The following is a 23,982-nucleotide window of genomic DNA, read 5'->3' as shown; positions in this document are numbered from 1 at the left end:
GTGCGTGTCGCGGGGCCGGGGGGAGCGGGCTCGACGCCTCGTCGGCAGTGCCCGCCGCGTGCGATGTACCCTTCCGGCATCACCCCCAGTCCGTCCTCCGGAGGAGTCCCGTGCCCGAGTTGCCCGAGGTCGAAGTCGTGCGCCGGGGCTTGGAGCGCTGGGTGTCCGGGCGGGTCGTGAAGTCCGTCGAGGTGCGTCATCCGCGGGCCGTGCGGCGGCACTTGGCGGGGCCGGACGGCTTCGCGAAGTCGCTGGAGGGGCAGCGGATCGGTGAGGCGATGCGGCGCGGCAAGTACCTGTGGCTGCCGCTCGACGATTCGCCGTTCTCCGTGCTCGCGCATCTCGGGATGAGCGGTCAGCTCCTCGTGCAGCCGCAGGAGGCCGTGGAGGAGAAGCACCTGCGGATCCGCTTCCGCTTCGACGACGCCCTCGGCACCGAGCTGCGCTTCGTCGACCAGCGGACCTTCGGGGGCCTCTCGCTGCACGAGAACACCGCCGACGGACTGCCCGACGTCATCGCGCACATCGCCCGCGATCCGCTGGACCCGCTGTTCGACGACGCCGCGTTCCACGTCGCCCTGCGGGCCCGCCGCACGACGATCAAGCGCGCCCTGCTCGACCAGTCGCTGATCAGCGGCGTCGGCAACATCTACGCGGACGAGGCGCTCTGGCGTTCCAAGCTGCACTACGAGCGTCCGACGGGGACCATGACCCGGCCGCGCACGGCCGAACTCCTCGGCCACATCCGCGACGTCATGAACGACGCCCTCGCCGCCGGCGGCACGAGCTTCGACAGCCTCTACGTCAACGTGAACGGTGAGTCGGGCTACTTCGACCGCTCGCTCGACGCGTACGGGCGCGAGGGCGAGCCGTGCCGTCGCTGCGGGACGCCGATGCGGCGGCGGGCCTGGATGAACCGCTCCAGCTATTTCTGCCCACGCTGCCAGCGCGCACCGCGGCCGGGCGCCGACCTCTAGTCGTCGCGCCCTCCGGACTCGGCGGCGGTCATGCCCCGCGCGTCGTGTCGTAGCGCCCGCGGGACTCCAGGACCTCGTCCATGCTGCCCTCCACGAACGTGATGAGGCCGATCAGGCGCTCGGCGACCTGACGGCCGAGCGGCGTGAGGCTGTAGTCGACGCGGGGCGGGTTCGTGGGCTGCGCGTCCCGGTGCACCAGCCCGTCGCGTTCCAGCGCGTGCAGGGTCTGGGAGAGCATCTTCTCGCTGACGCCGTCGATCCGGCGCCGCAGTTCGTTGAAGCGGAACGTGCCGTCGTGCAGGGCGCCCAGTGTGAGCGAGCCCCAGCGGCCGGTGACGTGCTCCAGCGTGCCCCGGGACGGGCAGCTGCGCGCGAACACGTTGTACGCGAGGTCCTCGCCGTCGGGGCAGGCGGCGCCCTCGTCGCGGTCGGGACGCTCGGACACGGGGGCGACGGATTCCATACGAGCAGCATACGCAGACACAGCGCTTCCCGGAAGGTTGCACTAACTTCTGGTTAGTGCTTTCCTTTCGGTATCGCCGGTGAGCAGCCCCTGCGCTGCTGCCGTTCTCGCCCTCTGAGGAGTCCTGCTGTGACGACCCCTGTTGTCTCCATCGCCTACCACTCCGGCTACGGCCACACCGCGGTCCTCGCGGAGGCCGTGCGCACGGGTGCTCTCGAAGCCGGTGCCGAGGTCCACCTCATCCAGGTCGACGCGATCACCGACGCGCAGTGGGAGCAGCTCGACGCCTCGGACGCCGTGGTCTTCGGGTCGCCGACGTACATGGGCACCGCGTCGGGCGCCTTCCACGTCTTCGCGGAGGCGTCCTCGAAGCGCTGGTTCGGACAGGACTGGAAGGACAAGCTGGCCGCCGGGTTCACCAACTCCGGCTCCAAGAGCGGCGACAAGCTGCACACCCTGCAGTTCTTCCAGATCCTCGCCGCCCAGCACGGCATGAACTGGGTCAACCTCGGTCTGCACCCGGGCTGGAACAACAGCGCCGGCTCCGAGCACGACCTCAACCGCCTCGGCGTCTTCGCGGGCGCCGCCGCGGCCACCAACGTCGACGAGGGCCCCGACGCGGTCCACCCCTCCGACGTCGCCACCGCCGAACACCTGGGCCGCCGCATCACCGAGACGGCCCGTATCTTCACCCTGGGCCGCGCGGCGGCGGTGCCGGTCGCGTAGGCGGGGCGGCGCGCGGCGGAGCGTTCCCGACGGGGCTCAGCCGCGTGACGGTGAGCGGGCGGGGCCGGAGTGAGCGGGGTCGGTCGTGCGGGGTCGGCTCAGTAGCCGAAGTCCTGCGTCCACCACGGGCCGCCCGAGCCGAAGTGGGCTCCGACGCCGAGGGTCTTGAAGTCGCAGTTCAGTATGTTCGCGCGGTGGCCGGGGCTGTTCATCCAGGCCTCCATGACCGCTTCGGCCGTGGTCTGGCCGCGGGCTATGTTCTCGCCGCCGAGGCCGGTGATGCCGGCCTTCGCCGCACGGTCCCAGGGGCTGAGGCCGCTCGGGTCGGTGTGGTCGAAGAAGTCGCGTGCCGCCATGTCCTCGCTGAACGACTGCGCCAGGTCCGACAGCGCGCTGTTCGCGGACACCGGGCTGCAGCCCACCTTGGAGCGCTCGTCGTTGACGAGCTTCAGCACCTCGGCCTCGGCCGCCGTCTCCGCGGAGACGGTCACCGGGGCCTTGGCCACCGGTGCCTTCGTCGCGGTCTTGGAGGGCTTCGGGGCCTCGGGGGTCTTCGACTCCTCGGTCGGCTCGGCGCTCGGCTTCTTCGAGGGCGTCTTCGTCGGCGCGGCCGACGGGGACGACGAGGAAGGGGCGGCCGAGGGGGTGGCCGCGCGATCGGCGTCACGGCTCGTCGCCGTGTCGTCGTCGTGGGCCTCCGCACTGCCCGAGGTGCCGCCCTGCTGGGTCTCCAGACCGGAGGGCGAGCCGACGGCCTGCACCTTGTCGGAGTTGCCGCCGCCGCCACCGAGCGCGTAGTTGTCGGCGCCGGGCATCACGCCCGCCGCGACAGCCGCGGTACCCAGGGCCACAGCCGCCGAGACACCGAGCAGACCGGTGCGTACCGCGGTCGCACCCTTCTTCTTGCGGTGCGAGCGGGCGGACGACGTGGACGGGAGATCGGCGACGGCCGCGTAGCCGTACAGGTTCTCCGGACCGTAGTTCTGCGTGTCGGCCCCGTGCTGGTCGGTGGCGCGGCCGGTGGCGGCGCGGCCGGCGTCGTGGCGTCGGTGGCGTCCCATCTCTTGGGCCTTCCTCGATCTTGCGTCAGGCGATCCTCATATGAACCTCACCCGAAAGAGTGAGTTTCCTATGAGACTCATTGGGTGGGGACGGTACCCCATGGCGCAAGGGGAGGAAGTGCTCAGAGAGACATTGTCCGGTTAGCGTGCACCCATGAACGAGGTTGTACGGCTGGTCGTCTGGGTACGCGGGCGCGTCCAAGGTGTGGGTTTCCGCTGGTTCACGCGTGCCCGGGCCCTGGAGATCGGCGGGCTGAGTGGTTTTGCTCTCAATTTGGAGGACGGACGCGTCCAGGTCGTCGCGGAGGGCCCTCGCGCCGGCTGTCAGAGACTGCTCGACTGGCTCCAGGGCGACGACACGCCCGGCCGGGTGGACGGCGTCACTGAGATCTGGGACACGCCCCGGGGGATCTACGACGGGTTCGCGATCCGCTGACGATGTGACCCGCGAGGGCCTCCCGGAAGCACTCCGTACATGCCCCGGGCACCTGCCCGAAGCGGAAACGGCCTGGTGGTTGCCAAGAAGGCCGCGAAGTGGCAGGCTCGCGGGGTAACGATGATCTCCACGCCCTGAGGGTCCCGCAGGAGTCGCAGCGCCGCCGGTCCAGAGCCGCGCGACAGCGGGTTGCCCCCCGATACGGGGCGTGATCGTGTTGACCGTCAAACTTTTTGGTGAGACTCTGAAAGCCCCGCGCACCTTAGCTGTTTGGCATGTGGAACGGCAGCAGGACATCAGCAGTGTCAAGCACGCGGGTGCGATTCCCTCACGACCCACACCGCTTCCCGGTCGGTCACTCAGTGTGGAGGACCATCCATCATGGCAAAGGCGCTTCTCGGTTACGTCGGCGGTTCCGACCCGCGACTCATTGCCGAGATGCGACGGCTCCAGCAGCGCGTACAGGACCTCGAATCCGAGCTCGTACGGATTCAGGCCGAGAACGACGCGCTCGCGGCTGCCGCTTCTCACGACTCGCTTCTCGAGAGCATCGACGTACCCCAGGCGGAGCCTGCGCTCACCTGATCGCTGCACCGCACCACGACGACAGCAGTGGTCGGCCAGCCCGAATCAACCGCTGAGTTGTCAGATTTGCAAGGGACGCCTCTTCGGCGTCCCTTCTTTCTTTTCCCCCGCGCCCCCGTGGACCCCCGTCCCCTCTCTTCAACGTGTGGTGTGCCCTGCACATTCACGGGTGAAACCGCGCGTTCATGGAGTGAGACCGGGACCGAAAGGTAGAGTCCGGCGGCGTGCACCTCAAGGCCCTGACCCTCCGCGGGTTCAAATCGTTCGCCTCGGCGACCACGCTGCGGTTCGAGCCGGGCATCACCTGTGTCGTGGGCCCCAACGGCTCGGGCAAGTCCAACGTCGTGGACGCGCTCAGCTGGGTCATGGGCGAGCAGGGTGCCAAGTCGCTGCGCGGCGGCAAGATGGAGGACGTCATCTTCGCCGGCACCACCGGGCGTCCGCCGCTCGGCCGGGCCGAGGTCTCCCTCACCATCGACAACTCCGACGGCGCCCTGCCCATCGAGTACGCCGAGGTCACCATCACGCGGATCATGTTCCGCAACGGCGGCAGCGAGTACCAGATCAACGGCGACACCTGCCGGCTGCTGGACATCCAGGAACTGCTGTCCGACTCCGGCATCGGCCGCGAGATGCACGTCATCGTCGGCCAGGGCCAGCTCGACTCGGTCCTGCACGCGGACCCGATGGGCCGCCGGGCCTTCATCGAGGAGGCGGCCGGCGTCCTCAAGCACCGCAAGCGCAAGGAGAAGGCGCTGCGGAAACTGGACGCGATGAAGGCGAACATGGCCCGCGTCCAGGACCTCACGGACGAGCTGCGCCGCCAGCTCAAGCCGCTCGGCCGGCAGGCCGCCGTGGCCCGTCGCGCCGCCGTCATCCAGGCCGACCTGCGCGACGCCCGGCTGCGGCTGCTCGCCGACGACCTCGTCCGGCTGCGCGGGGCGCTCCAGTCCGAGATCGCCGACGAGGCCGCTCTCAAGGAACGCAAGGAGTCCGCCGAGGCCGAGCTGAAGAAGGCGCTCCAGCGCGAGGCCCTCCTGGAGGACGAGGTCCGGCAGCTGACCCCACGCCTCCAGCGCGCCCAGCAGAGCTGGTACGAACTCTCCCAGCTCGCCGAGCGGGTGCGCGGGACGATCTCGCTGGCCGACGCGCGCGTGAAGAGCGCCACGTCCGTGCCGGCCGAGGAACGGCGTGGACGCGACCCCGAGGACATGGAGCGCGAGGCCGCCCGGATCCGTGAACAGGAGGCCGAGCTCGAAGCCGCCCTGGAGGCGGCGGAACGGGCTCTGGAGGACACGGTCGCCCACCGCGCGGAGCTGGAACGCGCGCTCACCGTCGAAGAGCGCCGCCTCAAGGACGTGGCCCGGGCCATCGCCGACCGCAGGGAGGGCCTCGCCCGCCTCAACGGTCAGGTCAACGCCGCCCGTTCACGGGCCGCGTCCGCCCAGGCCGAGATCGACCGGCTCGCCGCCGCACGCGACGAGGCCCAGGAGCGCGCGTTCGCCGCCCAGGAGGAGTACGAGCAGCTGAAGGCCGAGGTGGAGGGTCTCGACGCGGGCGACGCCGACCTCACCGACCAGCACGAGGCGGCGAAACGGGCGCTGGCCGACGCCGAGGCCGGCCTGAGCGCCGCCCGCGAGGCGGTCACCGCGGCGGAACGCCGACGGGCCGCGACCCAGGCCCGCCGCGAGGCACTCGCGCTGGGGCTCCGGCGCAAGGACGGCACGGGAGCGCTGCTCGGCGCCCGCGACCGGCTGACCGGACTGCTGGGCCCCGCCGCCGAACTGCTGTCGGTCACCCCCGGTTTCGAGGTCGCGCTCGCCGCCGCGTTCGGCGCGGCCGCCGACGCCATCGCCGTCAGCACGCCCGCCTCGGCCGCCGAGGCCATCCGCCTGCTGCGCAAACAGGACGCGGGCCGGGCCTCCCTCCTGCTCGCCGGAGCACCCGAGGACGACCGGCCGCACGGGGGCGGGGGACCGGAGCAGAGCCCGGGCGAAGGAGGCCGGTGGGCGACCGACCTCGTGCGAGGGCCCGCCGAGCTGATGCCCGCCGTGCGGCGGCTGCTGCACGGGATCGTCGTCGTCGGGACCCTGGAGGACGCCGAGGACCTGGTCTACGCGCGGCCCGGACTCACCGCCGTGACCGCCGAGGGCGACCTGCTCGGGGCGCACTTCGCGCACGGCGGGTCCGCCGGCGCGCCCAGCCTTCTCGAGGTGCAGGCCTCCGTGGACGAGGCGGCGGCCGAGCTGGAGGAGCTGGCCGTGCGCTGCGAGGAGCTGACCGAGGCACAGCAGATCGCCACCGAGCTGCGCACCGAACGCGCGGCCCTCGTCGAAGAGGTGGGGGAGCGGAGGCGGGCCGCCGAGCGGGAGAAGTCGACGGTCGCGCAGCAGCTCGGCCGGCTGGCCGGGCAGGCGCGCGGCGCCGCGGGCGAGGCCGAGCGGAGCACCGCGGCCGCCGCCCGCGCGCAGGACGCCCTCGACCGGGCCCTGGAGGAGGCGGAGGAACTGGCCGAACGGCTCGCCGTGGCCGAGGAGATGCCCGTCGAGGAGGAACCCGACACCTCGGCACGCGACCGGCTCGCCGCGGACGGCGCCAACGCCCGGCAGACCGAGATGGAAGCCAGGCTTCAGGTGCGGACCCACGAGGAGCGGGTCAAGGGCCTCGCCGGACGGGCCGACTCGCTCGACCGGGCAGCCCGCGCCGAACGCGAGGCACGCGCGCGTGCCGAGCAGCGCCGGGCGCGGCTGCGCCACGAGGCGGCCGTCGCGCAGGCCGTGGCCTCGGGAGCGCGGCAGCTGCTCGCCCACGTCGAGGTCTCGCTCGGCCGCGCCGACGAGGAGCGCACCGCCGCCGACACCGCCAAGGCCCTCCGCGAGCAGGAGCTCGGTGCCGCGCGGAGCCAGGGCCGCGACCTCAAGGCGGAGCTGGACAAGCTCACCGACTCGGTCCACCGCGGGGAGGTGCTGGGCGCCGAGAAGCGGATGCGCGTGGAGCAGCTGGAGGCCAAGGCGCTGGACGAGCTCGGCGTCGAGCCGGCGGGACTCGTCGCGGACTACGGCCCCGACCAGCCCGTACCGCCGTCCCTGCCCGCCGAGGGCGAGGAGCTGCCCGAGGACCCGGAGCACCCGCGCAACCAGCCCCGGCGGTTCCACCGTGCCGAGCAGGAGAAGCGGCTCAAGTCGGCCGAGCGGGCGTACCAGCAGCTCGGCAAGGTCAACCCGCTCGCCCTGGAGGAGTTCGCCGCGCTGGAGGAGCGCCACAAGTTCCTCAGCGAGCAGCTGGAGGACCTCAAGAAGACGCGCGCCGACCTCCTCCAGGTGATCAAGGAGGTCGACGAGCGGGTCGAGCAGGTGTTCACCGAGGCGTATCGCGACACCGCTCGGGAGTTCGAAGGGGTCTTCAGCCGGCTGTTCCCCGGCGGTGACGGCCGGCTCATCCTGACCGACCCCGACAACATGCTCACCACGGGCGTCGACGTCGAGGCCCGCCCGCCGGGCAAGAAGGTCAAGCGGCTCAGCCTGCTCTCCGGCGGCGAACGGTCGCTGACCGCCGTGGCGCTGCTCGTGTCGATCTTCAAGGCGCGTCCCAGCCCGTTCTACGTGATGGACGAGGTCGAGGCGGCGCTCGACGACACCAACCTCCAGCGGCTGATCCGGATCATGCAGGAGCTGCAGGAGGCCTCGCAGCTGATCGTGATCACGCACCAGAAGCGCACGATGGAGGTCGCCGACGCGCTGTACGGCGTCTCCATGCAGGGCGACGGAGTCTCGAAGGTCATCAGCCAGCGGCTGCGCTGACGCCCCCGCCCGTGGGGTGCCCGAAAACCCGTCGCCGGGGCCCGGAGGGACGTCCGTCCACCCGGTCGGCGTACCGGGACCCGCTTTCGCCGAGCGGCCGTCGCCGGTCCAGAGGGCACCCGTGGACCGGCCGAGCCCCCGTGCCCGCACCGCTCGCCGTCGCGTGTGTTCCGAGTGTCACATTCGTGTACCACTCACGGAGTTACTGCCGAGGCTTCGGGGGCAGAAGGCCTTGTGTTGAGCCGTACGAGGGTCAACTGTTCAAGTCTTGAACACAGCGGCACCTGTTTGAGCGCACAGATTCACAGCATCCCGAGTATTGACTTCGAAACTTGAAGGCATAGTCTCTGCAACGTTGCTTTTACCTTCAGGTGGTGGGCGGCGTGAAGGTGTGCGCCACTGATACCACCATCGAAGGGTTTCGCCCCCCACCCCCGGCAGCGAGGCCGGTGGCCCGAGGAGTTTTACGTGACCAGCGCAGAGCAGGCACCCCCACCGGCAGCCAAGTCGGCTCATCCCGAACATCTCGGGCACGTCATCTTCATCGCGGCCGCCGCCGCGATGGGCGGTTTCCTGTTCGGGTACGACAGCGCCGTCATCAACGGCACCGTCGAGGCCATCCGAAGCCGTTACGACATCGGCTCCGCGGCCCTGGCCCAGGTCATCGCCATCGCGCTGATCGGCTGTGCCATCGGCGCCGCGACCGCCGGCCGCATCGCCGACCGCATCGGCCGCATCCGCTGCATGCAGATCTCCGCGGTCCTGTTCACCATCAGCGCCGTCGGCTCGGCTCTGCCCTTCGCGCTGTGGGACCTCGCCTTCTGGCGCATCATCGGCGGATTCGCCATCGGCATGGCCTCCGTCATCGGCCCCGCCTACATCGCCGAGGTCTCCCCGGCGGCGTACCGCGGCCGGCTCGGTTCCTTCCAGCAGGCCGCGATCGTCGTCGGCATCGCGATCTCGCAGCTCGTCAACTACGGCATCCTGCAGGCCGCCGACGGCGACCAGCGCGGCAAGCTGATGGGTCTGGAAGCCTGGCAGGTCATGCTCGGCGTCATGGTCATCCCGGCGGTCCTCTACGGCCTGCTCTCCTTCGCCATCCCCGAGTCCCCGCGCTTCCTGCTCGAGGTCGGCCGCAAGGACCGGGCCCGCGAGGTGCTCAAGGAGGTCGAGGGCGACCACGTCGACCTGGACGCCCGCGTCGCCGAGATCGAGCACGCGATGAAGCGCGAGCACAAGTCGAGCTTCAAGGACCTGCTCGGCGGCACCGTCTTCTTCAAGCCGATCGTCTGGGTCGGTATCGGCCTCTCGGTCTTCCAGCAGTTCGTCGGCATCAACATCGCGTTCTACTACTCCGCGACGCTGTGGCAGTCGGTCGGCGTCGACCCGACGGACTCGTTCTTCTACTCGTTCACGACGTCGATCATCAACATCGTCGGCACCGTGATCGCCATGATCTTCGTGGACCGCATCGGCCGTAAGCCGCTCGCCCTCATCGGCTCGGTGGGTATGGCGATCGGTCTCGGCCTGGAGGCCTGGGCCTTCTCCTACGACCTGGTCGACGGAAAACTGCCCGCCACCCAGGGCTGGGTCGCCCTGATCGCCGCCCACGTCTTCGTCCTCTTCTTCGCCCTCTCCTGGGGTGTCGTGGTCTGGGTCTTCCTCGGCGAGATGTTCCCGAACCGGATCCGCGCCGCCGCCCTCGGTGTCGCCGCCTCCGCGCAGTGGATCGCCAACTGGGCCATCACCGCGAGCTTCCCGTCGCTGGCCGACTGGAACCTCTCGGGGACCTACATCATCTACACGGTGTTCGCCGTGCTCTCCATCCCCTTCGTGCTCAAGTTCGTCAAGGAGACGAAGGGCAAGACCCTGGAGGAGATGGGCTAGCCCCATCCGCGTCACCGGCGGCCCAGCGCGGGCCCCGGTGGCTCCCCGAAGCTCGGGGAGAAGGGCCAAGTCCCCGCTGCCCCTCTCCCCGTACTCGTGAGAGACGTACCGCCCCGGTTCGGACCGAAAGGTCAGTCGAGCCGGGGCACTACGTTTTCGCAGAACAGCTGGAGACTGCGCCAGCCCTCGTCCAGCGGCATCCCGCCGGCCAGCGGGTGCAGGACGAGGTTGTCGAGGCCCAGCGCCACGCACTGCTCGGGCGTCAGGACGCGGTAGACGCCCTCGGCGCGCAGCTCCCCGACCGTCGTGGCCGCCGACTTCACCGCCGAACGGATCTCACCGGACTGCCAGGAGGCGTACGTCCGTGCCTCGTGCAGGAAGTGCGTGCCGTACTCGGCCCAGGCGCGGTCCGGGTCCTCGGCGATGTGCAGCAGCGGCGTCTCGGCGGCGGGCATCATCGTCCAGCCCTCGGTGCCGTACTCGACGAGCCGCTCCTTGTAGTACGCCTCCAGCTCGGGCAGGTGCGCGCTCGGGAAGAACGGCAGCCCGAGCCGGGCGGCGCGCCGGGCCGCCGCCCGGGAGGAGCCCCCGACGAGCAGCAGCGGATGCGGATCCGAGAACGGGCGCGGGGTGACCCGTACCGTCCGGCCCCGGTAACGGAACTCCTCGCCGGTCCACGCCTTGAGCACCGTCTCCAGCAGCTCGTCCTGGAGCCTGCCGCGCTGCTTCCAGTCGACGTCGAAGAGCGCGTACTCCTCGGGCCGGTAGCCGATGCCGGCCACGGTCACCAGACGGCCGCCGCTGAGCAGGTCCAGCACGGCGATGTCCTCGGCCAGACGCAGCGGGTCGTGCAGCGGACCGATGACCGCGGACACCGTGACCGCGACGTTCCGGGTCGCCCCGAAGACGGCGCCCGCGAACGCGAACGGCGAGGGCAGCCAGTTGTTGGCGACACCGTGATGCTCCTCCGTCTGCACCGTGGTGATCCCGCGGTCGTCGGCGTACCGGGCCATCTCGACGGCCGCCTTGTAGCGGGCACTCAGCGAGGCGGGGGTGGCGCCGGGTTCGACGAGATTGAAGCGCACGACCGTTACGGGCATGGGGAGCCCCCCTTCGTGTGTGGTGGGGGACGGTAGCTGACGGTGCGTCAGGTGGCCATAGCGGCGGAACCCGGAATCCGGCACGGGCGAGGTGCGGCTCCCGTCCGCCACCCCGCCCCCGATCCTCGTACGAAACTACAAGAGTTCCTCTGCGCGGGGGAAAATCCCTCCCGCGCGGGCGATGGCTGATACTGGGGGACGTTATGGAAACCGTCATCCTTGCTGTAGTCATCGCCGTGGTCGTGATCGGCGCGCTCGGTGGGCTCGTCGTCGGCAGCCGCAAGCGCAAGCAGCTGCCCCCGCCGCCCCCGTCCGCCCCCGACATCACCGCCCCGCCGGCCGAACCGCACGTCGGCGACGAGGCCGAGACGCCGCGCGACGAGTCGCGCCGCACGATAGAGGAAGTGGATCTCCCCGACCGCTCGGCCGATGCGCCGGTCGTCGTGGAGGAGCCTCCGACCGCCCCCGCGATCGAGATCCCGGAACCCACCGCCGGCCGCCTGGTGCGCCTGCGCGGCCGGCTCTCCCGCTCGCAGAACGCGCTCGGCAAGGGGCTGCTCACGCTGCTCTCGCGCGAGCACCTCGACGAGGACACCTGGGAGGAGATCGAGGACACGCTGCTGACCGCCGACGTCGGCGTGCAGCCCACCCAGGAACTGGTCGACCGGCTGCGCGAGCGCGTCAAGGTGCTCGGCACGCGCACCCCGGACGAACTGCGCGGCCTGCTGCGCGAGGAGCTGCTCCAGCTGCTCGTCCCGGAGTTCGACCGCGAGGTCAAGACCGACTCGAACCTGGACACCCCCGGCATCGTGATGGTCGTCGGTGTCAACGGCACCGGCAAGACCACCACCACCGGCAAGCTCGCGCGCGTACTCGTCGCCGACGGCAAGAACGTCGTGCTGGGGGCCGCCGACACCTTCCGTGCCGCCGCCGCCGATCAGCTCCAGACGTGGGGCGAGCGCGTCGGCGCCCGCACCGTGCGCGGCCCCGAGGGCGGCGACCCCGCCTCGATCGCGTTCGACGCGGTCAAGGAGGGCATCGAGGAGGGCGCGGACGTCGTCCTCATCGACACCGCGGGCCGGCTGCACACCAAGACCGGTCTGATGGACGAGCTGGGCAAGGTCAAGCGCGTCGTCGAGAAGCACGCCCCGCTCGACGAGGTGCTCCTCGTCCTCGACGCCACCACCGGGCAGAACGGTCTCATCCAGGCGCGCGTGTTCGCCGAGGTCGTCGACATCACCGGCATCGTGCTGACCAAGCTCGACGGCACGGCGAAGGGCGGCATCGTCATCGCGGTCCAGCGTGAGCTGGGCGTGCCCGTGAAGCTGGTGGGGCTCGGCGAGGGCGCGGACGACCTGGCGCCGTTCGAGCCGGAGGCGTTCGTTGACGCCCTTATCGGAGAGTGACCACCCGCGCGAACGCGTAGGTGCCCGAAGAAGCGCCCGCCTCCCGAGACGTACTCGGGGGACGGGCGCTTCGTCGTACGGGTGGTGCTGTCGTCGCCGTTCGCCGTGCGGCAGGGGGCGGGGTGAGAGGGCGGTCCCGGGTCGTTCAGACCCGCGACCGGTGCGCCACGTAGGCCAGCGTGCCCAGCAGCAGGCGGGCCTGGGGCGGGTTCGTCGCCGAGTCGAGCGCGGGGGCGCGCAGCCAGCGGACCGGGCCGAGACCGGCCCGGTCGGAGGGCGGGGCGGTGACGAACGTGCCACGACCGAGGCCGTGCAGGTCGAGGGAGGCGTCGTCCCAGCCCATCCGGTACAGCAGGCGGGGGAGTTCGGCGGCGGAGCCGGGGGAGACGAAGAAGTGGGCGCGGCCGTCCGGCGTGGCCGCGACCGGGCCGAGCGGGAGACCCATCCGCTCCAGGCGGACGAGCGCGCGGCGCCCGGCGGCCTCCGCCACCTCGATCACGTCGAACGCGCGGCCGACCGGGAGCATCACCGCGGCGCCCGGGAACCCGGTCCAGGTGCCGGTCGCCTCGTCGAGCGTGGCGCCGGCCCGGATCGTCGGAGCGAAGTCCAGGGGGTGCGCTCCGGGCGCCGTGCAGTCGGTCCTGCCGCACGAGCACGCGCCCGCCGCGGCCCGGGCGCCCGGGACCACGTCCCAGCCCCACAGTCCGGTGTACTCGGCGACGGCGGTGCACTCCGACGAGCGGCCGCGGCGTCGTGTCCCGGTCCGGATGTCGCGCATCGTCCGACTGCTGCCGATCGTGAAGCCCATGCCCCCTCCAACGGGTCCGACGCACCAGTGGTTACGTGACGGAGCCGGACTGTCACGCTCTGCTTCCAGCTGCCCGCTGCCGCGGGGTCCAGGCGGCGCTCTGTTGCGCACCGGGTGGTGCGATCGACTGCGTGCGCCCCGGCGTACACCGTTCCGCCCATCCCCGGTGATGCTGTGTCAAGTGAATCGCGATCAGCGCGCACAGAGTTCATTCGAAGGGGTGGCGAATGGTGGCGTTTCACGGATCGCCATGGCTGGAGGGGTGATCGTAGGATTACTTTGTGTGCACGAGACCTGGGGACGTCGCACTCGTGGGTATGCCAAGGGCAAGTCGGCTTCCCGTTCGAAGGGTGAGAACTGGCGGACGGGCGGCCGTATTTACCGGCATTCTGATAGGGCTTGGCGCACAGCGGCGACAAGTTGGTTCAGGGATGGGGGCGTTCCAGTGGGCGGCAACGGCGGAGGCGGGACGAACGCTGAGAAGCGCCCCAACGAGCTGCTCGGCTCGTGGTTCGTGCGCAGTGGCTGGTCCAAGGGTGAGCTGGCGCGTCAAGTGAACCGCCGGGCACGCCAGTTGGGTGCCAATCACATCTCCACGGACACCTCGCGGGTGCGCCGCTGGCTGGACGGGGAGAACCCGCGCGAGCCGATCCCGCGCATCCTGTCCGAGCTGTTCTCCGAGCGGTTCGGCTGTGTCGTCGCCGTCGAGGACCTCGGTCTGCGCGCCGCCCACCAGGCGCCGTCCGTGTCGGGGGTCGACCTGCCCTGGACGGGCCCGCAGACCGTCGCGCAGATCAGCGAATACTCGCGCAGCGACCTGATGCTGGCGCGCCGTGGCTTCCTCGGCAGCTCGCTCGCCCTCGCCGCCGGTCCGGCCCTGATCGAGCCCATGCAGCGCTGGCTCGTGCCCACGTCGCTGGCCCAGCAGGAGGAGCCCGAGCCGCCGGCCTCGGCCCGTCGCGGCGGCCGGCTCTCCAAGCCGGAGCTGGACCTCCTGGAGTCCACCACGGTGATGTTCCGTCAGTGGGACGCCCAGTGCGGCGGCGGCCTGCGCCGCAAGGCCGTCGTCGGCCAGCTCCACGAGGTGACGGACCTGTTGCAGGAGCCGCAGCCCGCCGCCACCACCAAGCGCCTGTTCAAGGTCGCCGCCGAACTCGCCGAACTGGCGGGCTGGATGAGCTACGACGTGGGCCTCCAGCCCACCGCCCAGAAGTACTTCGTGCTCGCCCTGCACGCCTCGAAGGAAGCGGGCGACAAGCCCCTCGGCTCGTACATCCTCTCCAGCATGAGCCGCCAGATGATCCATCTGGGGCGGCCCGACGACGCGTTGGAGCTGATCCACCTCGCGCAGTACGGCAGCCGCGACTGCGCGAGCCCGCGCACCCAGTCGATGCTGTATGCGATGGAGGCCCGCGCGTACGCCAACATGGGCCAGCCCGGCAAGTGCAAGCGGGCCGTGCGGATGGCCGAGGACACCTTCTCCGACGTGCACGAGTGGGACGACCCGGATCCCGACTGGATCCGCTTCTTCTCCAAGGCCGAGCTGTACGGCGAGAACTCGCACTCCTACCGTGACCTCGCCTACGTCGCGGGCCGCAGCCCCACGTACGCCTCCATGGCCGAGCCGCTGATGCAGGAGGCGGTCGACCGTTTCGGCAAGGACCCCGAGCACCAGCGTTCGTACGCACTCAACCTCATCGGCATGGCCACCGTGCACCTGCTCCAGCGGGAGCCCGAGCGGAGTGCGGAGCTGGCGCTGGAAGCCCTCAGGATCGGCAAGAAGGTCCGCTCCGAGCGCGTCAACACTCGTATCCGAAAGACGGTCGACACCGCGGTCCGTGACTTCGGGGAGCTGGCCGAGGTCATCGACCTCACCGCCCAGCTGGCCGTCGACCTGCCCGAGACCGCAGAGGCGGTCTGACCCCGGGCCGCCGAGGCGGCCCCACCCCGTGCCCCGGCCATGGCCGGCCGTCCCGAAACGCCCGACTCGGCTCCCCCATGCCAGGTCATCGGACGGCCCGCCGTGGCCGGTCCCGCGTTCCGCCCGGCCCGTCCGGCGCACCGTCCCGCGGACCCCGCCGGGAGCCCCGTGGGCGCCTCCACAGCGGGTCGCGACCGCCACCGCCGAAGATTGCGTCACGATAACGATCGACGCGAACACAATCCGGCAGTTCATGAACGCGTAACACGCGGAGTGCCTTCGTCACTGGTGCGAAACATCGAGGGCCGTCGACGGAAACCGCGCTGCGCCAATCTCATGGCGCATAACCGGCCCACCCCTCACGCCCACTCAGGCTTCGCCCGCACGGGGCCGTACCAACGACGAGGAGACGCCGATGGCACCAGCCATCACCCTTGCCGCAGAGGCGCCAAAGCTGTCTGCAGCCAACACAGGGTTCATGCTCATCTGTTCCGCCCTGGTGCTGATCATGACGCCCGGCCTCGCCTTCTTCTACGGAGGCATGGTCCGCGTCAAGAGCACCCTCAACATGCTGATGATGAGCTTCATCAGCATGGGGATCGTCACCATCCTGTGGGTGCTGTACGGCTTCTCCCTCGCCTTCGGCACGGACAAGGGGTCGTTCATCGGCTGGACCTCCGACTGGGTCGGCCTCAGCAACATCGGCCTGACGGAGCTGTGGCCGGGCTACACCATCCCGGTCTTCGTCTTCATGGTCTTCCAGCTCATGTTCGCGATCATCACGCCCGCGCTGATAAGCGGCGCGCTCGCCGACCGCGTCAAGTTCACCGCGTGGTCCCTGTTCATCGCCCTGTGGGCGACGGTCGTGTACTTCCCGGTCGCCCACTGGGTCTGGGGCACCGGCGGCTGGGCCTTCGACCTCGGCGTGATCGACTTCGCCGGTGGTACGGCGGTCCACATCAACGCGGGTGCCGCGGCGCTCGGCGTGATCCTCGTCATCGGCAAGCGCGTCGGGTTCAAGAAGGACCCGATGCGCCCGCACAGCCTCCCGCTGGTGATGCTCGGCTCCGGCCTGCTGTGGTTCGGCTGGTTCGGGTTCAACGCCGGCTCCTGGCTCGGCAACGACGACGGCGTCGGCGCGCTGATGTTCGTCAACACGCAGGTCGCCACCGCCGCCGCCATGCTCGCCTGGCTCATCTACGAGAAGATCCGGCACGGCGCGTTCACCACGCTGGGCGCCGCCTCCGGCGCGGTCGCCGGTCTGGTCGCCATCACCCCGTCCGGCGGTGCGGTCTCCCCGCTCGGCGCCATCGCGGTCGGCGCCATCGCCGGTGTCCTGTGCGCCATGGCCGTGGGCCTGAAGTACCGGTTCGGCTACGACGACTCGCTCGACGTCGTCGGCGTCCACCTCGTCGGCGGTGTCATCGGCTCCCTGCTCATCGGCTTCTTCGCCAGCGGCCACGGCCAGTCCACGGTCGAGGGTCTCTTCTACGGCGGCGGGCTCACCCAGTTCTGGAAGCAGTGCGCCGGCGTCTTCGCCGTCCTCGGCTACTCCCTCGTCGCCTCCGCCATCCTCGCCTTCCTCATCGACAAGACCATCGGTATGCGGGTCACCGAGGACGAGGAGATCACCGGCATCGACCAGGCCGAGCACGCCGAGACCGCATACGACTTCAGCGGTGCCGGCGGCGGCTCCGCTGCCCGGACCTCCGCGCCGGCCACGGCCGACACGGACGCCAAGAAGGTGGACGCATGAAGCTCATCACCGCCGTCGTGAAGCCTCACCGGCTCGACGAGATCAAGGAGGCCCTGCAGGCCTTCGGGGTTCACGGACTGACGGTCACCGAAGCGAGCGGCTACGGTCGGCAGCGGGGACACACCGAGGTCTACCGCGGTGCCGAGTACACCGTGGACCTCGTGCCCAAGATCCGTATCGAGGTGCTGGCCGAGGACGACGACGCCGAACAGCTCATCGACGTCGTGGTGAAGGCGGCCCGCACCGGCAAGATCGGTGACGGCAAGGTCTGGTCCGTTCCGGTCGAGTCGGCGGTCCGGGTCCGGACCGGGGAGCGCGGCCCGGACGCGCTCTGACCGGTCGCACTCCGACCGGCCTGCACGAAGGAAGAAGAAAGACAGGAGTCGCTGGGTGACGAGTACCGACACACGTACGGAAGCAGAGGACTCGGGACCCAGCGGCTACGCGGCGGCCCGGCTGCGTCTCCTCCAGGAGGGGGCGCGGTCCGGGCCGCCGCGCCGTGCGGCCCTCGCCGAACTCACGGACGACTGGCTGACCGGCCTGTTCACCGCCGGGGCCGAGGGCATGCGCGGGGTCTCCCTCGTCGCCGTCGGCGGCTACGGCCGCGGCGAGCTCTCCCCGCGCAGCGACCTCGACCTGCTGCTCCTGCACGACGGCGGGGACTCCGGCGGGGTCGCCGCCCTCGCCGACCGCATCTGGTACCCCGTCTGGGACCTCGGCCTCGCCCTCGACCACTCCGTCCGCACCCCGGCCGAGGCCCGCAAGACCGCGGGCGAGGACCTCAAGGTCCAGCTCGGCCTCCTCGACGCCCGCCACCTCGCCGGAGACCTCGGCCTCACCGCCGGACTGCGCACGGCGATCCTCGCCGACTGGCGCAACCAGGCACCCAAGCGCCTCCCCGAGCTCCAGGAACTGTGCGCCGAGCGCGCCGAACGCCAGGGCGAGCTGCAGTACCTCCTCGAACCGGACCTCAAGGAAGCGCGCGGCGGACTCCGCGACGCCACCGCGCTGCGCGCCGTCGCCGCCTCCTGGCTCGCCGACGCGCCCCGCGAGGGACTCTCCGAAGCCCGCCGCCGGCTCCTCGACGTCCGGGACGCCCTGCACCTCACCACCGGCCGCGCCACCGACCGCCTCGCCCTCCAGGAGCAGGACCAGGTGGCCGCCGAGCTCGGCCTCCTCGACGCCGACACCCTGCTCCGCCAGGTGTACGAGGCCGCCCGCGTCGTCTCGTACGCCAGTGACGTCACCTGGCGCGAGGTGGGGCGCGTGCTGCGGTCCCGTGCCGTGCGGCCCCGGCTGCGCGCCATGCTGGGCGGCGGCCCCAAGCCCGCCGCCGAACGCTCACCGCTCGCCGAGGGCGTGGTCGAGATGGACGGCGAGGTCGTGCTCGCACGGGCCGCCCGGCCCGAGCGCGACCCGGTCCTTCCCCTGCGTGCCGCCGCCGCTGCCGCCCAGGCCGGTCTCCCGCTGTCCCTGCACGCCGTCCGGCGCATGGCAGCCGCGGCGCGCCCGCTGCCCTCGCCCTGGCCCGCCGAGGCGCGCGAGCAGCTCGTCACCCTGCTCGGCTCGGGCCGCCCGACCGTCGAGGTCTGGGAGGCGCTGGAGGCCGAAGGCCTGATCACCCGGCTGCTGCCCGACTGGGAGCGGGTCCGCTGCCGGCCCCAGCGCAACGCCGTCCACATCTGGACCGTCGACCGCCACCTCATCGAGACCGCCGTCCGCGCCTCCGAACTGACCCGCCGCGTCGGCCGCCCCGACCTGCTCCTCGTGGCCGCCCTGCTGCACGACATCGGCAAGGGCTGGCCCGGCGACCACTCCGTGGCCGGCGAGATCATCGCCCGAGACGTGGCCACCCGCATCGGCTTCGACCGCGCGGACGTCGCCGTGCTCGCCACCCTCGTACGCCACCACCTGCTGCTGATCGACACCGCGACCCGTCGTGACCTGGAGGACCCCGCCACCGTCCGCTCGGTCGCCGAGGCCGTCGGATCCCAGGGCACCCTCGAACTGCTCCACGCGCTCACCGAGTCGGACGCGCTGGCCACCGGCCCCGCCGCGTGGTCCTCCTGGCGCGGTTCCCTCGTCGCCGACCTGGTCAAGCGGGTCGCGGCCGTGCTCGCCGGTGACGCCCCCGAGGAGCCCGAGGCCGCAGCGCCCACGGCCGAACAGGAACGGCTCGCGATCGAGGCCTTCCGCACCGGCGGACCCGTCCTCGCGCTGCGCGCCCAGACCGAGCCGGTCGACCCCGAGACCGAGGGCGTGCCGGACGACCCCGAGCCGCTCGGCGTCGAGCTGCTCATCGCCGTCCCCGACCAGCCCGGCGTGCTCCCTGCGGTCGCCGGCGTCCTCGCCATGCACCGGCTGACCGTGCGCACCGCCGAACTGCGCGCCCTGGACCTGCCCGACGAGGTCGCGGGATCGGTCCTGCTGCTCAACTGGCGGGTCGCCGCCGAGTACGGCTCCCTGCCGCAGGCCGCCCGGCTGCGCGCCGACCTCGTCCGCGCCCTGGACGGCTCCCTCGACATCGCCGGGCGGCTCGCCGAGCGCGACGCCGCCTACCCGCGCCGCCGCGGCACGGTCGCCCCGCCCGCGCGCGTGACGGTCGCCCCCGCCGCCTCACGGCACGCGACCGTCATCGAGGTCCGCGCCCACGACGCCCCCGGGCTCCTGCACCGCATCGGGCGGGCCCTGGAGAAGGCGCACGTCCGGGTGCGGAGCATGCACGTCTCCACGCTCGGCGCGAACGCCGTGGACGCCTTCTACGTGACCGGTACCCAGGGCGCGCCCCTGCCGTCGGAGGAGGCGGTGTCGGTGGCGCGCGCCCTGGAGGAGGCGCTGCGGGAGTGAGCGGACGGGCCGCCCTCCGTCGGCTGGGGTTCTCGCCGGCGACCGGTCCCCGGTTGTGCACCCGGTCCGGGGGACCGGAGGAGGGGTGGTCCTGCGTTCCGCCGCGCCGTTCGCCCGGGCTCCGGGCACCGGCGCTGCCACGCCCGACCGCCGGGCACTGGTCTCGCCGGGCGCCGGGCGCCGAGATCCGGCACACCCCGGTACAGAGTGCCGCCCCCGCCCGGCGCCGGGGGCCGAGCGTCGCTCCGGTGAGGCGCCGGGTGTCCCGTACACCCGGGGTACGAGGGGCGGGGCCCCCGGGTTCCGACCGACCTGTGCGAGCGGCGGCAGGGTGCCGCGCCGTGCCCGCCGGATGTCCCGCATCCCCGGTGGGGGGTGACGGGGACCCCGCCCTCGTAGCTCCGTTACGAGGTGCCGTCCGGCCGCCGCGTACCCCCGGTACGAGGTGCCGTAGGTCTCTCGTATGAACGCGGTGGAGACCCCACCGCACGCGGCCAGATACCCTGGAGGGCGATTCCCTTCGCCCCCGACCCCTGAGGACCGACGAGCGCCGTGTTCGATACTCTCTCCGATCGCCTCTCAGCGACGTTCAAGAACCTGCGGGGCAAGGGCCGACTGTCCGAAGCCGACATCGACGCCACCGCACGCGAGATCCGTATCGCGCTCCTCGAAGCCGACGTGGCCCTCCCGGTCGTGCGGACCTTCATCAAGAACGTCAAGGAGCGCGCGCTCGGTGCCGAGGTCTCCAAGGCGCTGAACCCGGCCCAGCAGGTCCTGAAGATCGTGAACGACGAGCTCGTCACGATCCTGGGCGGCGAGACCCGCCGCCTGCGGTTCGCCAAGAACCCGCCCACCGTGATCATGCTCGCGGGTCTCCAGGGCGCCGGTAAGACCACCCTCGCCGGAAAGCTCGGCAAGTGGCTCAAGGACCAGGGGCACTCCCCGCTCCTCGTCGCCGCAGACCTCCAGCGCCCGAACGCGGTGAACCAGCTCAGCGTGGTCGCCGAGCGCGCGGGCGTCGCCGTGTACGCCCCCGAGCCGGGCAACGGCGTGGGCGACCCGGTCAAGGTCGCCAAGGACTCCATGGAGTTCGCGAAGACCAAGGTCCACGACATCGTGATCGTGGACACCGCCGGTCGTCTCGGCATCGACCAGGAGCTGATGCAGCAGGCCGCGGACATCCGCGACGCCGTCAGCCCCGACGAGATCCTCTTCGTCGTCGACGCGATGATCGGCCAGGACGCGGTCAACACCGCCGAGTCCTTCCGTGACGGCGTCGGCTTCGACGGCGTGGTGCTCTCCAAGCTCGACGGTGACGCCCGCGGTGGTGCGGCCCTGTCGATCGCCTCGGTCACCGGCAAGCCGATCATGTTCGCGTCGAACGGCGAGAAGCTCGACGACTTCGACGCCTTCCACCCGGACCGGATGGCCTCCCGCATCCTCGACATGGGTGACCTGCTCACCCTGATCGAGCAGGCGGAGAAGACGTTCAGCCAAGAAGAGGCCGAGAAGATGGCCTCCAAGCTGGCGTCCAAGAAGGGCCAGGACTTCACCCTGGACGACTTCCTGGCCCAGATGGAGCAGGTCCGGAAGATGGGCAGCATCAGCAAGCTGCTCGGCATGCTCCCCGGCATGGGCCAGATCAAGGACCAGATCAACAACCTCGACGAGCGCGACGTCGACCGCACGGCCGCCATCATCAAGTCGATGACCCCGGCCGAGCGCCAGGAGCCGACGATCATCAACGGCTCGCGCCGCGCCCGTATCGCCAAGGGTTCCGGTGTCGAGGTCAGCGCGGTCAAGGGCCTGGTCGAGCGGTTCTTCGAGGCCCGCAAGATGATGTCCCGCATGGCCCAGGGCGGCGGTATGCCGGGCATGCCGGGGATGCCGGGCATGGGTGGCGGCCCCGGCCGCACCAAGAAGAAGCAGAAGCAGGCCAAGGGCAAGCAGCGCTCCGGCAACCCGATGAAGCGCAAGCTGCAGGAGGAAGAGGAGGCCGCCCGCCGCGAGGCCGGCGCCCAGGGGGGCAATGCCTTCGGCCTCCCGCAGCAGGGTGCCCAGGAGGACTTCGAGCTGCCGGACGAGTTCAAGAAGTTCATGGGCTGACGTCCGCCCCGCGCGGACCCGCTCGCACGACACCCCCTGGGGGCGTCCCTCTCCGAGGGGCGCCCCCAGCGGCGTACCCGGAGGCCCCGCGCAGCGGTGTTCCGGCGGTACGAGCGCGGGTGCCGCCGTTCGTCTTGTGTCGTAACGTCCGGATATGAGCAACCCCGTTCCGCCGCGCAAGGCACCTGAGAAGCCGTGGCGTACCGAGGGCACGCCGCCCGAGCCGACACCGCCGCCCTCCGGCAGACGGAAGATGCCCGGCGGCTGGTGGAGCCTCGCCCTGGCCGCTCTCGTCGTGTTCCTGATCGCCAACCTGGTGCTGTCCTTCTTCAACGAGGGCGACGAGCCGACGATCTCGTACACCGAGTTCAGCAAGCAGGTGGGCGACGGCAACGTCACCAAGATCTACTCCAAGGGCGACGCGATCCAGGGGCAGCTCAAGAAGTCCCAGGACAAGCCCGACGGCGACGGGAAGTACACGAAGTTCAAGACGCAGCGCCCGGTCTTCGCGGACGACAAGCTCTGGGAGAACCTGGAGCGGCACGACGTCACGGTGACCGCCTCGCCCGTGGTCCAGCAGCGCAGCCTGCTCTCCAACGTGCTGATCTCGCTCGCCCCGATGCTGCTGCTCGTCGTCCTGTGGATCTTCATCGCCCGGCGGCTCAGCTCCGGGATGGGCGGCGCCGGCGGCATGCTCGGCCGCAAGGCACCCCCGAAGCCGGTCGAACTGGTGCCCGGTGGCAAACGCACGACGTTCGCCGACGTGGCCGGGATCGACGAGGTCGCGGGTGAGCTCAACGACGTCGTGGACTTCCTCAAGAACCCCGACGCCTACCGGAGGATGGGTGCCAAGATGCCGCGCGGTGTGCTCCTCGCGGGCCCGCCCGGCACGGGAAAGACCCTGCTCGCGCGCGCCGTCGCCGGGGAGGCGGGCGTCCCGTTCTTCTCGGCGTCCGCTTCCGAGTTCATCGAGATGATCGTCGGCGTCGGCGCCTCGCGCGTCCGGGAACTGTTCGCCGAGGCCCGCAAGGTGGCCCCGTCCATCATCTTCATCGACGAGATCGACACCATCGGACGGTCCCGCGCGGGCGGCTCCGGGATGGGCGGTCACGACGAGCGCGAGCAGACCCTCAACCAGATCCTCACCGAGATGGACGGCTTCAGCGGCTCGGAGGGCGTCATCGTCATCGCCGCCACCAACCGCGCGGACATCCTGGACCCCGCCCTCACCCGCCCCGGCCGCTTCGACCGGGTCGTCAGCGTCTCGCCGCCCGACCGCGACGGCAGGGCGGCGATCCTGGAGATCCACACCCGCGAGATCCCGCTGGCCCCCGACGTGGACCTGGAGCAGGTCGCCCGGACGACCCCGGGCATGACCGGCGCCGATCTCGCCAACCTCGCCAACGAGGCGGCCCTCCTCGCCGTCAAGCACGAGCAGGACCAGGTGACCCAGGGCGACCTCTCCGAAGCGCTCGAAAAGGTCCAGCTCGGTGCCGAACGCCCGCTCGTCATGCCCTACGACGAACGCCGCCGCACCGCGTACCACGAGAGCGGCCACGCCCTGCTCGGCATGCTGCACCCGGGCGCCGACCCGGTCCGCAAGATCACCATCGTCCCGCGCGGCCGGGCCCTCGGCGTCACCCTCTCGACCCCGGACGCGGACCGTTACTCGTACACCGAGGAGTACCTGCGCGGCCGGATCATCGGCGCCCTCGGCGGCATGGCCGCCGAGCACGTCGTGTACGACGTCATCACCACCGGCTCGGAGAACGACCTCGAACAGGTGACCAGGCTCGCCCGCGGCATGGTCGCGCGCTGGGGCATGAGCGAACGCGTCGGCCGGATGTCCGCACTGCCCGACGACGCCCAGCAGGCCTACGGCCTCGCGGCCGCACCGAGCACCCTCGACTCCATCGACCACGAGATGCGCCGTATCGTCGACGAGTGCTACGAGGAGGCCTGCGGCAAACTCCGCGAACACCGGGGGCAACTGGACGCCCTGGCCGAGGCGCTCCTCGCGAACGAGACGCTGGACGAGGCGGAGGCCTACCGGATCGCCGGCGTACCCCGGATGGCGAAGGACGCCTGACGGGGACCGGCCCG

At 71.2% G+C, this 23,982-nt stretch carries 17 protein-coding genes; 13 read left to right on the top strand and 4 right to left on the bottom strand.

Annotated elements, in window-relative coordinates:
* Window positions 1-110: 110 nt before the first annotated feature.
* A complete protein-coding gene (mutM, locus tag OG406_RS12665) occupies window positions 111-977 on the top strand; it encodes a bifunctional DNA-formamidopyrimidine glycosylase/DNA-(apurinic or apyrimidinic site) lyase (protein WP_266616892.1) in 867 nt (288 codons plus the stop codon).
* Window positions 978-1,005: 28 nt separating this feature from the next.
* On the opposite strand, the gene OG406_RS12660 is transcribed toward mutM, so the two are convergent.
* Window positions 1,006-1,440 (bottom strand): winged helix-turn-helix transcriptional regulator, encoded by a 435-nt coding sequence (locus OG406_RS12660; protein ID WP_203661532.1) that lies wholly within the window; start codon window positions 1,438-1,440, stop codon window positions 1,006-1,008.
* A 129-nt stretch (window positions 1,441-1,569) separates the two neighbouring features.
* Here OG406_RS12660 and OG406_RS12655 point away from each other — a divergent pair, with 129 nt between their 5' ends.
* Complete coding sequence (locus tag OG406_RS12655; RefSeq protein ID WP_329185772.1) at window positions 1,570-2,166, top strand: flavodoxin family protein; 597 nt, start codon at window positions 1,570-1,572, stop codon at window positions 2,164-2,166.
* A 98-nt stretch (window positions 2,167-2,264) separates the two neighbouring features.
* Here OG406_RS12655 and OG406_RS12650 read toward each other — a convergent pair whose 3' ends face one another.
* Entirely contained in the window at window positions 2,265-3,227 is a 963-nt protein-coding gene (locus OG406_RS12650) for a CAP domain-containing protein (protein ID WP_164374925.1), read from the bottom strand.
* Between the two features lie 154 nt (window positions 3,228-3,381).
* Here OG406_RS12650 and OG406_RS12645 point away from each other — a divergent pair, with 154 nt between their 5' ends.
* The 4 genes from OG406_RS12645 (at window position 3,382) to OG406_RS12630 (ending at window position 9,935) form a co-directional block, all read left to right on the top strand.
* Complete coding sequence (locus OG406_RS12645) at window positions 3,382-3,663, top strand: acylphosphatase (RefSeq protein WP_164374924.1); 282 nt, start codon at window positions 3,382-3,384, stop codon at window positions 3,661-3,663.
* Between the two features lie 381 nt (window positions 3,664-4,044).
* Window positions 4,045-4,248: a hypothetical protein gene (locus OG406_RS12640; RefSeq protein ID WP_028802434.1), complete on the top strand. Its 204-nt coding sequence runs from the start codon at window positions 4,045-4,047 to the stop codon at window positions 4,246-4,248.
* 224 nt (window positions 4,249-4,472) lie between these two features.
* A complete protein-coding gene (smc, locus tag OG406_RS12635) occupies window positions 4,473-8,048 on the top strand; it encodes a chromosome segregation protein SMC (protein WP_267048642.1) in 3,576 nt (1,191 codons plus the stop codon).
* Window positions 8,049-8,516: 468 nt separating this feature from the next.
* Window positions 8,517-9,935 (top strand): sugar porter family MFS transporter, encoded by a 1,419-nt coding sequence (locus OG406_RS12630; protein ID WP_164374922.1) that lies wholly within the window; start codon window positions 8,517-8,519, stop codon window positions 9,933-9,935.
* Between the two features lie 131 nt (window positions 9,936-10,066).
* On the opposite strand, the gene OG406_RS12625 is transcribed toward OG406_RS12630, so the two are convergent.
* Entirely contained in the window at window positions 10,067-11,035 is a 969-nt protein-coding gene (locus OG406_RS12625; protein WP_164374921.1) for an LLM class flavin-dependent oxidoreductase, read from the bottom strand.
* A 203-nt stretch (window positions 11,036-11,238) separates the two neighbouring features.
* Between OG406_RS12625 and ftsY the strand changes: the two genes are divergently transcribed.
* Window positions 11,239-12,441: a signal recognition particle-docking protein FtsY gene (gene ftsY, locus OG406_RS12620; RefSeq protein WP_164374920.1), complete on the top strand. Its 1,203-nt coding sequence runs from the start codon at window positions 11,239-11,241 to the stop codon at window positions 12,439-12,441.
* A gap of 145 nt (window positions 12,442-12,586) precedes the next feature.
* Here the strand turns inward: ftsY and OG406_RS12615 are convergent, their stop codons facing one another.
* Window positions 12,587-13,249 carry a bifunctional DNA primase/polymerase gene (locus OG406_RS12615; protein ID WP_329185766.1) on the bottom strand — a complete coding sequence of 221 codons (663 nt, stop codon included), beginning with the start codon at window positions 13,247-13,249 and terminating at the stop codon, window positions 12,587-12,589.
* A 445-nt stretch (window positions 13,250-13,694) separates the two neighbouring features.
* Between OG406_RS12615 and nsdA the strand changes: the two genes are divergently transcribed.
* From nsdA to ftsH, 6 genes are all read left to right on the top strand, one after another.
* Entirely contained in the window at window positions 13,695-15,170 is a 1,476-nt protein-coding gene (nsdA, locus tag OG406_RS12610) for a transcriptional repressor NsdA (protein WP_266616904.1), read from the top strand.
* Window positions 15,171-15,585: 415 nt separating this feature from the next.
* Window positions 15,586-16,926 carry an ammonium transporter gene (locus OG406_RS12605; RefSeq protein ID WP_164374917.1) on the top strand — a complete coding sequence of 447 codons (1,341 nt, stop codon included), beginning with the start codon at window positions 15,586-15,588 and terminating at the stop codon, window positions 16,924-16,926.
* Window positions 16,923-17,261 carry a P-II family nitrogen regulator gene (locus OG406_RS12600; RefSeq protein ID WP_081219652.1) on the top strand — a complete coding sequence of 113 codons (339 nt, stop codon included), beginning with the start codon at window positions 16,923-16,925 and terminating at the stop codon, window positions 17,259-17,261. Before OG406_RS12605 ends, OG406_RS12600 begins: the two co-directional genes overlap by 4 nt.
* 55 nt (window positions 17,262-17,316) lie before the next feature.
* Window positions 17,317-19,773, top strand: coding sequence for a [protein-PII] uridylyltransferase (locus tag OG406_RS12595; RefSeq protein ID WP_327408848.1), 2,457 nt, complete (start codon window positions 17,317-17,319; stop codon window positions 19,771-19,773).
* A gap of 552 nt (window positions 19,774-20,325) precedes the next feature.
* Window positions 20,326-21,879 (top strand): signal recognition particle protein, encoded by a 1,554-nt coding sequence (gene ffh, locus OG406_RS12590; protein WP_081219654.1) that lies wholly within the window; start codon window positions 20,326-20,328, stop codon window positions 21,877-21,879.
* 154 nt (window positions 21,880-22,033) lie between these two features.
* Complete coding sequence (gene ftsH, locus OG406_RS12585; protein ID WP_267048645.1) at window positions 22,034-23,968, top strand: ATP-dependent zinc metalloprotease FtsH; 1,935 nt, start codon at window positions 22,034-22,036, stop codon at window positions 23,966-23,968.
* Window positions 23,969-23,982: the final 14 nt, after the last annotated feature.

The sequence above is a fragment of the Streptomyces sp. NBC_01428 genome (genome assembly GCF_036231965.1).
Lineage (GTDB): Bacteria > Actinomycetota > Actinomycetes > Streptomycetales > Streptomycetaceae > Streptomyces.
Note: the sequence above shows the minus strand (reverse complement) of the source record. Positions and strands in the feature narration are given on the sequence as shown.

Coding starts and splice junctions, on each gene's coding strand:
- OG406_RS12660 (WP_203661532.1), bottom strand. CDS start 1,440: ATGGAATCCGTCGCCCCCGTGTCCGAGCGTCCCGACCGCGACGAGGGC.
- OG406_RS12650 (WP_164374925.1), bottom strand. CDS start 3,227: ATGGGACGCCACCGACGCCACGACGCCGGCCGCGCCGCCACCGGCCGC.
- OG406_RS12645 (WP_164374924.1), top strand. CDS start 3,382: ATGAACGAGGTTGTACGGCTGGTCGTCTGGGTACGCGGGCGCGTCCAA.
- OG406_RS12640 (WP_028802434.1), top strand. CDS start 4,045: ATGGCAAAGGCGCTTCTCGGTTACGTCGGCGGTTCCGACCCGCGACTC.
- OG406_RS12625 (WP_164374921.1), bottom strand. CDS start 11,035: ATGCCCGTAACGGTCGTGCGCTTCAATCTCGTCGAACCCGGCGCCACC.
- ftsY (WP_164374920.1), top strand. CDS start 11,239: ATGGAAACCGTCATCCTTGCTGTAGTCATCGCCGTGGTCGTGATCGGC.
- OG406_RS12615 (WP_329185766.1), bottom strand. CDS start 13,249: ATGGGCTTCACGATCGGCAGCAGTCGGACGATGCGCGACATCCGGACC.
- OG406_RS12605 (WP_164374917.1), top strand. CDS start 15,586: ATGGCACCAGCCATCACCCTTGCCGCAGAGGCGCCAAAGCTGTCTGCA.
- OG406_RS12600 (WP_081219652.1), top strand. CDS start 16,923: ATGAAGCTCATCACCGCCGTCGTGAAGCCTCACCGGCTCGACGAGATC.
- ftsH (WP_267048645.1), top strand. CDS start 22,034: ATGAGCAACCCCGTTCCGCCGCGCAAGGCACCTGAGAAGCCGTGGCGT.